A 1,080-nucleotide genomic window follows, 5' to 3' on the forward strand; every position below is an offset into this window, starting at 1 on the left:
AGTTCCCCGACACCAGGTTCAACCCGAACCCGGTGCACTCCAACCGCAACCGCCCCGGCCGCTCGGTCAGCCACCGCATCGGCTCGGACAACCGGCTCGGGTGCATCGGGTCAGCGGCGCGTTGCGGACTGGTGGTGACGTCCACGTCCGCCCGGCCGAACAGTTCCTCCTCCAACTCGCGGAGCAGGGTCGCGCCGATGCGGGCGTCGGCGCGGTAGTCGGTCAGCGGTGCGTGGAAGCCCTTGGGGATCACCGAGAGCCGGCCTGCCGCGTTGACGACCTGGGCCGACCGCCGTTGCACCAGGAGGACGTAGTCGGCGGCGCCCCGGTAGGCGTCGGGCGGCCGGGCGATGGCGCACAGCGCGAGCGGCCCACCCGCGCACAACCGGCCCGCCACGTCCAGCACGGAGGCCATGTCCGGCAGCAACGCGCTGCGCAGCGGGAGGTTCGTCGGGGCGAGGTCCGCGCCGCTGGCCAGGGCGCGCGTGAGCTCGCCTTCCAGCAGGTCCATGGTCAGCGCGTACTCGGTGAAGGGCAGCAGCTCCACCTGGCCCGCGAGACGGGACGTGCTGACGTCGGCGTCGGTGAGCCGGTAGATCGGCAGGTCCGTCATCCGAACCCCGGTCGCGGTGGCTTCGGCCAGCCGCCGGACGGCGGCGTGCTCGTCCAGCGGCCTCGCCCCGCCCCGGCGGGCGGTCGCCAGCCGCACCCGGTCGCGATCGGGTGAGAACGGACATGACAGGTCCAGCCACTCAGGACGGGACACCACGCTCGTCCCGAGCCTCGCCCCGTCCACGCGCACGCCGTACAGGCCAGCCGTGTCCTCGGCGGACGTCGGGTAGTACCGGGCCAGCGCCCCCACGATCACCGACCGGTCGGGGATGGGAACCGAACGAGCCGGGACAGCATGGGACCGGTCCTGACCTGCACCGACCGCGGTGTCCCTACTCGTTCCGGGACACCACCCGGCACGCTCGTCCAGCCAGTCACACGCCGAGTCGAGGGACCCCGGTTCCTCCGCCGGGACGGACGGGTCGACCGTGGCCGTCGTGGCGGGCGGCCCAGCCGATTCGGCCCGCC

Annotated in this window: 1 pseudogene; it reads right to left on the reverse strand. The window is 73.5% G+C overall.

The features are described 5' to 3' along the window. Window positions 1-868 (reverse strand): annotated as a pseudogene (locus ACTIDRAF_RS30040) (transcriptional regulator); the annotation flags it as partial. Window positions 869-1,080: the final 212 nt, after the last annotated feature.

Source organism: Actinoalloteichus spitiensis RMV-1378 (assembly GCF_000239155.1).
GTDB lineage: Bacteria > Actinomycetota > Actinomycetes > Mycobacteriales > Pseudonocardiaceae > Actinoalloteichus_B > Actinoalloteichus_B spitiensis.